Genomic DNA, 7,970 nt, shown 5'->3' with positions numbered 1-7,970 from the left:
GTCCAGGAGAACGAAGCAGTGGCCTGGACCGAGGCTCCCCTGACTCTGCGTGGCCTGTTCAGGCAGCGGCTCCGCTGGACCTACGGCAACATCCAAACGCTCTACAAGCACCGTTCCATGTTGTTCAGGCCGAAGTACGGAGCACTGGGGATGCTCACCATGCCGTACGCACTGATTTCAGTCGTCGTCCCGCTCATCTTCATGCCGTTGACGGTCTTTGTCGCGGTCATCAGCCTCAGCAGAGGGGAATGGCAGGCCATCGCGATCTTCTCCGTGTTCGTCGCCTCAACCCACATGGTGGTCTCCATCGTGGCGGTGCTGATGGTCCGGGAAAGCCTGCTGCACCTGCTTATGGTCCCCATCTACCGCCTCATCTACGAGCCCCTCCGTGCGTACGTGGTCTTCGGGTCCGCTATCCAGGCCCTGCGCGGAACCTCCGTGGGCTGGTACAGGCCGGAGCGAACCAACAGCGTGGTCATGTCCCCCGTCCCGCGAAAGGCAGGTGCCGTCGCGCCGAGCCCGGTCTGACCTGGAGCTTCCCCCACTATGGCTCAATAAATGCGACTGGAATATAGTGGTCCATCCTGACATCCACGCATTTGACCACCGAGGCGGCGTCGATCAATGCCGGCATCCATGTGGCGGGGCACCGTCGCCGTTGGCCTGGCTGCGGCATTGTCCCTTTCAGGGTGCGCTCCGGTCCGGGAAGCCAACGGCCGGGAGGAAAAAGTGAGCCAGGCCGGGCCGGACACCCGTTGGTTCGGCGGATATCTGGACGTGACCATAGTCCCGGGACCTGGCCTCCAGAATGTGCCCTCACCGGGGAAGGCAACAACGGTCCTTTCCTTCGTCACCGCCAATCCCGTCAAGCCATGTGAAGCGTCCTGGGGCGGCTCCTATGACCTCGAACAGGCCAACAGCCGGCTGGATCTCGACAGCCAGGTGGACGCCTTCCGCAAAGCCGGCAATGACGTCGCCGTATCCTTCGGCGGCCAGCTCGGCAAGGAATTGGCAGTGGCCTGCACGGACGACGCTGCATTGATGCGAGCTTATGCAGGGGTCATCGACAGGTACGGACTGGCCACCGTGGATCTCGATGTCGAAGGAGCATCCGCCGCCGATCCGGCAGCAGCCGAGAGGCGGGCCGACACCATGGCACGGCTCCCGGGCAGCCGCCCCCCTGACGCTCCGCTGAAGATCTGGCTGACGTTGCCGGTCTCGGTACAGGGGCTGACACCGGCAGCCATCGTCTCCCTGGAAACGATGATCGCGGCAGGCGTTGAACTCGCCGGGGTGAATCTCATGACAATGAACTTCGGCCCGCTCCCTCAAGGGCAGTCCATGCTTGATGCATCAATCAGAGCGGCTGAGGGAAGCCACCGCGCCCTTGCCGGCGTCTACGAACGTGCAGGCAAGCCGCTCCAGGCCGAAGCTCTGTGGAGAAAAATCGGACTCACGCCGATGATCGGGCAGAACGATGTGCCAGACCAGGTCTTTACCCCTGCGGACGCAGAGGGGCTGAATGCCTTTGCGCGGGAGCGTGGCGTCGGACGGATGTCCATGTGGTCGTTGAACAGGGACATAAGCTGCAACTCCCTCGGACAGGTGCAGCCCGCCGGTGTGGCTACCCACAGCTGCAGCGGCCTCGAGGGGCGTCCCGGGATGTTCACGGAAGCGCTCAGCAAGGGATTTGTGGACACTGATTCGTCTGCGGGGCGGTGAGAATGCGGAAAGCAGCCGTCGCGGCGCCGGCCTTGCTTGTCTTGTTCCTGACGGCCGCCGGCTGCACAGGTGCCCCTCCCCAGGAACCAGGTGAACGCCTTTTTCCGAAGGTATACGTCACGGCGTACTCCTGGTTCGACAATACTCCCGCGGGGTCGCCGACCATCAGCCACCCTGTCCTGCACCGGACGGCGGGCGGCGCGGGTACGTATGAAGATCCGGTCACCCTGGCGGTAGGGCACTCTTTGGAGACAGGCCAGGATGTCATGGATCTCCCGGCAGGAACCAGGGTATATGTGCCCAGCGTACGGAGGTATTTCATCGTGGAGGACACGTGCGGTGACGGGCCCTCGCCAGAGGACGGACCGTGTCATTCCGGGGTGGAGGAATTCGGCGACGCCTCCCTGTGGATTGACCTGTGGATCGGCGGCGAAGGAGGAAGCGCCGCACTGGCCCAGCGCTGCGCCAGGTCCCTCACAGGCGTTCACACAGTGATTTTGAACCCGGCGGACAACTACGTGGTGGCCTCCGGCCAAGGCGTGATCCACGACGGCCGCTGTGATGCTGACTACGGGAACGACGTAATCACGAAGTAACTGCGGGATCAGTGCTGCGTGATCAGTGCTGCGTGAGCGAAACCCATTTGTCGAGAACAGCTGCGGCTGCGCCCGAATCGATGGACTGGGCGGCCCTGGCCAGCGCCGCGCGCATGCGGTCAAGGAAAGGGCCGTCCGCCGTCAGGTCAAATGCGACCAGGCCGGCCGCAGCGTTAACCAGGACGGCGTCCCTGGCCGCGCCCTGCTTGCCCGCAAGGACTTCACGGACGACGGCGGCGTTTGCCTTGGCGTCCCCGCCGCGGAGGTCCTCCACCGTTGCGGGACGGATCCCCAGATCGGCGGGTGCGAAGACAAGCTGGGATACCGCTCCGTTGCGGATTTCCCACACAGTTGAGGGCCCCGTTGTGGTCAGTTCGTCCAGACCGTCATCGCCGCGGAAAACCAGTCCCCGGCTGCCCCGCTTGGCCAAAACCCCGGCCACCAAAGGTGCCATCCGGGCATTCGCCACACCCACAGCCGATGCCTGTACCAGAGCAGGATTGGTGAGCGGACCAAGGAAATTGAACGCGGTGGGAATCGCGAGTTCACGCCGGGGCACGGCCGTATGGCGGAAGGACGGGTGGAATACCTGGGCGAAACAGAAAGTGATTCCCGCCTCCGCCGCGTTAAGTGCCACCCGCTCGACGGGGAGGTCCAGCCTGACACCGAGGGCTTCAAGCACATCGGCCGAACCCGACGACGACGACGCCGCGCGGTTGCCGTGTTTGACCACCTTGGCTCCGGCACCGGCAGCCACCAGGGCCGCCATGGTGGAGATGTTAATGGTGTTCTGCTGGTCACCGCCCGTACCCACGATGTCCAGCTTCTCACCCGGGATGCTGATCGGCCTGGCATGGCCCAGCATGGCATCCACCAGCCCTGAAATCTCATCGACGGTCTCGCCTTTAGCGCTGAGTGCGACCAGGAATCCGGCTATCTGGGCGGGCGTCGCCTCCCCGGACATAATGGTGTCCATGGCCCAGGCGGTGTTGTCCGCGGTCAGGTCAGTCCCATAGATGAGTGCGGAGATGAGCCGCGGCCAGGTGTTGCTGGCCGCCGATGCGGTTGCCTGAGAAGTCACCTCCTGATGCTATCCAGCGACCCCGGCCATGACCAATGCGGGCGGCAACGGGAACTTTTCGCGGTGATTTCGCGTCTTTGTAGAAAAAGTCCCCTGAAAAGGCGGTTCGCGTTGGGAACTACGGAGTTTTATAGACATAATGTCTATGTGACATCTGCGACCCATGCCCCCAGTACCCCGGCGCACCCAACGCTGAACCGCCCCAATATGGTTTCTGTCGGAACCGTAGTCTGGCTGTCCAGTGAGTTGATGTTCTTCGCCGGTCTCTTCGCCATGTACTTCACGCTGCGCTCCACGAGCGGGCAGATGTGGGCGGAAGAGACAGCGAAGCTCAACTTCCCCTTTGCGCTCGTCAACACCATCGTCCTCGTGGCAAGTTCCTTTACTTGCCAGATGGGCGTGTTCGCCGCCGAACGGCTTCAGCCGCGGAAGACCGGCGGTCCGTTCCAGTTTGTCCGTTGGGGCATGAACGAATGGTTCACCCTGACGTTCATCATGGGGGCATTCTTCGTCGCCGGCCAGACCACGGAATACGCCATGCTGGTCTCAGAGCACGTTTCGCTCTCGTCCAACGCCTACGGCTCAGCGTTCTACATCACCACAGGCTTCCACGGACTTCACGTCATCGGCGGCCTCATCGCTTTCCTCTTCATCATCGGACGCTCGTTCGCGGCGAAGAAGTTCGGCCACTTCGAAGCGACCTCGGCAATTGTCACGTCCTACTACTGGCACTTTGTCGACGTTGTCTGGATCGGCCTCTTCCTGGTCATCTACGTGCTGAAGTAGTCGGGCTTTGATTCCTTTTCTACAAGAGGCAGAATTTCAAGAAGCGGCTCACGGAGCCGGCGCAGGATCGAATAAAGGAACCACCACGTGAAGGCTCTCTCGCAAAAGCGGCGTCACCCACTTGCAGTAATAGCGCTGCTCCTGATGGGACTCCTCGTCACTGGTGGCCTCTACGCCGTGGCCACCACCGTCAACGAGGCAAAGGCCTCCACCACGAGCTTCAGTGCGAATGACACCGCTGAGGGCGAGAAGCTCTTCGCCGCCAACTGCGCCACCTGCCACGGCATGGGTGCCAGCGGCAGCCAGGCCGGTCCCTCGCTGGTTGGTGTCGGCGCAGCTGCCGTCGACTTCCAGGTCGGAACCGGCCGTATGCCAATGCAGATGAACGGCCCGCAGGCCTACAAGAAGCCGGCCCAGTTCAACGACGAACAGACCCACCAGCTGTCAGCATATGTAGCTTCCCTGGGAGCCGGCCCGGCAATTCCTGAAGAAGGCCTGTTGGACGAAAAGGGTGACGCTGCCGCCGGTGGCGAGCTCTTCCGTGTGAACTGCGCAATGTGCCACAACGCCGCAGCTGCCGGTGGCGCCCTGACCCGGGGCAAGTTCGCTCCGGCCCTGGCTGACGTCTCCGGCAAGCACATCTACGAAGCCATGGTCACCGGTCCGCAGAACATGCCCGTCTTCAGCGACGCCAACGTCACCCCTGAAGGCAAGCGCGACATCATCACCTTCCTGAAGCAGATCGAAGCCAATGGATCTCCCGGCGGCGCAGACCTCGGCGCACTCGGTCCCGTGGCCGAAGGCCTCTTCGTCTGGGTGGCAGGGCTGGGCGTCATCATCGCCTTCACCATCTGGCTGACTTCCCGTACGTCCTAGGGCGTTGCGGCAACATAAAGAACTTCTGCTGCCCAGTCAGCAGTTTGACATTGAAAACTAACTCGGCGGAAGCCGGGACGAGAGAAGGATGAGGCGAATTATGGGCAACCATAGTGACGGCAGTCCGAACCACTCGGGCACCGTAGCTACGGCTGGTCAGAATGAGGTGGAGAAGTTCCAGGATCCTGGAATTCCCCCGCACCGTTTGCGCCTGGCCGACACGGACCCGAAGGCCGCAAAGCGTGCAGAACGGCAGGTCGCCATACTTTTCGGCGCCTCCGTGCTCGGCACCCTGTTGTTCCTGGTGGCGTACTTCGCCATCGATCTGGGTGACGCAAGCATCGCCACCATCCGGCTGCAGAACGCCTTGCTGGGCCTCGGCACAGCGTTTGCCATGCTGGGCATCGGCACGGGCATCGTGCACTGGGCCAAGGCCCTGATGCCGGACCACGAAGTCTCCGAAGAGCGCCACGCCATCCGCACCGAAGACGACCGCAAGGCAGCCGTCCGGATTGTGGACGACATCGTGGAAGAGACCGGCATCAAGCGCCGCCCGCTCATCCGCAACACGCTGCTTGGCGCCGTGGCCCTCGCACCGCTCCCCGCCCTGGCGATTTTCGGTGACCTTGGCCCCCGCCCGGACAACAAACTGGCCCATACCATGTGGGCCCCGCAGGAAGGCAAGCTCAAGCGCCTTACCCGCGACCCCGACGGCACACCCATCAAGGCCTCTGACGTCACCATCGGCTCAGCCTTCCACGTTATTCCGGAAGGCCTGAACGAACTGCATGAAGGCAAGCTCAACGAAAAAGCGAAAGCCGTTGTTCTCCTCATGCGTCTTGACCCCGCCTCGCTGAACCCCTCAGAAGGCCGCGAGGACTGGAGCTACAACGGCATCGTTGCCTACTCCAAGATCTGCACCCACGTCGGTTGCCCCGTTGCTCTTTACGAGCAGCAGACGCACCATCTGCTGTGCCCGTGCCACCAGTCCACCTTCGACCTCACGAATGAGTGCAAGGTGATCTTCGGCCCCGCCAGCCGGCCCCTCCCCCAGCTGCCGATCGCAGTTGACGACGAAGGCTACCTGGTCGCAACCAGCGACTTCAATGAACCTGTAGGACCAAGTTACTGGGAGCGTGATGAGCATGAGCGCAGCATCAAGAGCTGAAGCCCCCGCCTTCGTCGCCAAGACCAAAGCCGGACGTATCACTGATTTTGTTGACTCACGGGTCGGCGGATCAGGCATCCTGCGTGAATTCGGACGTAAAGTATTCCCCGACCACTGGTCGTTTATGTTCGGCGAAGTCGCACTGTACTCCTTCGTTATTCTGCTGCTGTCGGGTACCTTCCTCACCTTCTTCTTTGATCCGTCCATGGCGGAAACGCACTATGACGGCTCGTACGTTCCGCTGAAGAACGTTGAAATGTCGGTGGCTTACAGCTCGTCGCTGGATATCTCCTTCGACGTCCGTGGCGGCCTCTTCATGCGTCAGGTACACCACTGGTCGGCACTTCTGTTCGTAGCCTCGATCGCAGTGCACATGCTCCGGGTGTTCTTCACCGGCGCGTTCCGCAAGCCGCGCGAAATGAACTGGGTGGTGGGCGGCGTCCTGCTCATCCTGGCCATGGCCGCCGGCTTCACCGGCTACTCCCTCCCCGATGACCTGCTCTCCGGCAACGGCCTGCGGATCATCGACGGCGTTATCAAGTCGATCCCGGTGATCGGTACCTACATCTCCTTCTTCCTCTTCGGTGGAGAGTTCCCCGGGACCATGGTCATCGGCCGTCTGTACATGCTCCACATCCTGCTGGTGCCTGCCCTCATCCTGCTGATGATTGTCTTGCACCTCTTTATGGTTGTCGTTCACAAGCACACGCAGTACCCTGGCCCGGGCCGCAACGACGGCAATGTTGTTGGTTACCCACTCGGACCGGTCTATGCAGCCAAGGCAGGCGGTTTCTTCTTCATCGTCTTCGGCGTCGTGGCCCTGATGGCAGCCTTCTTCACCATCAACCCCATCTGGAACTACGGACCCTACGACCCCTCTCCTGTGTCCGCCGGTACCCAGCCTGACTGGTACATCGGTTTCGTTGACGGTGCTTTGAGGCTCATGCCAGGTGTCATCGGCGACTTCCACTTCGAGTACGTAATCTTCGGCTACGTCCTGACCCTGAACGTCCTGCTTCCGGCCCTGGTGCCCGCAGGCATCCTGTTTACGGTGATGTTCATGTACCCGTGGATCGAAAGCTGGATCACCAAGGACAACCGCGAACACCATGTCCTGGACCGTCCGCGCAACGCCCCCACCCGCACTGCCATTGGCGTTGCCGGCTTCGTCTGGTACTGCGTCATGTGGGCCGCTGCAGGTTCGGACCTCATCGCCACGCACTTCCACGTGTCGCTGAACGATGTCACCTACTGGCTGCGTGCTCTGTTCTTCATCGGCCCGATCATCGCCTTCATCGTTGCCAAGCGTGTGGCACTTGCGCTCCAGCGCAAGGACCGCGAAATCGCACTGCACGGCCGCGAAACCGGCCGCATCGTGCGGCTGCCGCATGGCGAGTTCATCGAAGTACATGCACCGCTGGACGAATACAAGCGTTACAAGCTGGTTGGCTTCGAGTCTCCGGCCCCCTTGCCTGCGGTCCCCAATGACCACGGCATCGTGACCGGTAAGGAAAAGCGGCGTGCGTTCCTGTCCAGGTGGTTCTTCGAGGACCGGGTTGCACCGGCCACTCCCGCCGAGCTGGAAGCAGCCCATGGCCACCACGCCCCGGCCATTGAATCGGCAGAGGAAAGCAAGAGCCTCAGCCACTGATTTACAGCTGATCTGATCCAACGCAAAAGGCCTGGTCCCTGGCGGTTTCTAGGGGTCGTTGCAACACCTGTTGGTTAGGTGGTTAGTAGT

At 62.0% G+C, this 7,970-nt stretch carries 8 protein-coding genes; 7 read left to right on the top strand and 1 reads right to left on the bottom strand.

All coding sequences use genetic code 11. The annotated features are described in order from the left end of the window. The 3 genes from DBR22_RS17050 to DBR22_RS17040 all read left to right on the top strand — a co-directional run. A partial coding sequence (locus DBR22_RS17050) for a glycosyltransferase (protein WP_146187544.1) occupies nt 1-528 on the top strand: 528 nt, incomplete at its 5' end. 96 nt (nt 529-624) lie between these two features. Then, nucleotides 625-1,722, top strand: coding sequence for a chitinase (locus tag DBR22_RS17045; protein ID WP_108600001.1), 1,098 nt, complete (start codon nt 625-627; stop codon nt 1,720-1,722). 2 nt (nt 1,723-1,724) lie between these two features. Then, on the top strand, nt 1,725-2,318 hold the full coding sequence (locus DBR22_RS17040; RefSeq protein ID WP_219928135.1) for a hypothetical protein: 594 nt from the start codon (nt 1,725-1,727) through the stop codon (nt 2,316-2,318). A 22-nt stretch (nt 2,319-2,340) separates the two neighbouring features. Here the strand turns inward: DBR22_RS17040 and trpD are convergent, their stop codons facing one another. After that, the gene (gene trpD, locus DBR22_RS17035) at nt 2,341-3,399 is read right to left on the bottom strand and encodes an anthranilate phosphoribosyltransferase (RefSeq protein WP_108600000.1); all 1,059 of its coding nucleotides are present in this window, start codon (nt 3,397-3,399) and stop codon (nt 2,341-2,343) included. Nucleotides 3,400-3,546: 147 nt separating this feature from the next. On the opposite strand from trpD, the gene ctaE reads away from it, so the two are divergent. The 4 genes from ctaE (at nt 3,547) to qcrB (ending at nt 7,880) form a co-directional block, all read left to right on the top strand. Then, nucleotides 3,547-4,185 carry an aa3-type cytochrome oxidase subunit III gene (gene ctaE, locus DBR22_RS17030; RefSeq protein ID WP_181365225.1) on the top strand — a complete coding sequence of 213 codons (639 nt, stop codon included), beginning with the start codon at nt 3,547-3,549 and terminating at the stop codon, nt 4,183-4,185. A gap of 87 nt (nt 4,186-4,272) precedes the next feature. Further along, nucleotides 4,273-5,061, top strand: a complete 789-nt coding sequence (qcrC, locus tag DBR22_RS17025) for a cytochrome bc1 complex diheme cytochrome c subunit (protein ID WP_108599998.1) — start codon at nt 4,273-4,275, stop codon at nt 5,059-5,061. 100 nt (nt 5,062-5,161) lie between these two features. After that, nucleotides 5,162-6,229, top strand: coding sequence for a cytochrome bc1 complex Rieske iron-sulfur subunit (gene qcrA / locus DBR22_RS17020; RefSeq protein WP_108599997.1), 1,068 nt, complete (start codon nt 5,162-5,164; stop codon nt 6,227-6,229). Further along, nucleotides 6,207-7,880 (top strand): cytochrome bc1 complex cytochrome b subunit, encoded by a 1,674-nt coding sequence (gene qcrB, locus DBR22_RS17015; protein WP_108599996.1) that lies wholly within the window; start codon nt 6,207-6,209, stop codon nt 7,878-7,880. The genes qcrA and qcrB overlap by 23 nt, the downstream gene beginning before the upstream one ends. Nucleotides 7,881-7,970: the final 90 nt, after the last annotated feature.

Origin of the sequence: Arthrobacter sp. HMWF013 (genome assembly GCF_003061105.1) — a bacterium.
Classification (GTDB): Bacteria; Actinomycetota; Actinomycetes; order Actinomycetales; family Micrococcaceae; genus Arthrobacter.
The sequence above is the reverse complement of the archived record's forward strand: the minus strand, read 5'-3'. Positions and strand labels throughout refer to the sequence as shown.

Coding starts and splice junctions, on each gene's coding strand:
- DBR22_RS17045 (WP_108600001.1), top strand. CDS start 625: ATGCCGGCATCCATGTGGCGGGGCACCGTCGCCGTTGGCCTGGCTGCG.
- DBR22_RS17040 (WP_219928135.1), top strand. CDS start 1,725: ATGCGGAAAGCAGCCGTCGCGGCGCCGGCCTTGCTTGTCTTGTTCCTG.
- qcrA (WP_108599997.1), top strand. CDS start 5,162: ATGGGCAACCATAGTGACGGCAGTCCGAACCACTCGGGCACCGTAGCT.
- qcrB (WP_108599996.1), top strand. CDS start 6,207: ATGAGCGCAGCATCAAGAGCTGAAGCCCCCGCCTTCGTCGCCAAGACC.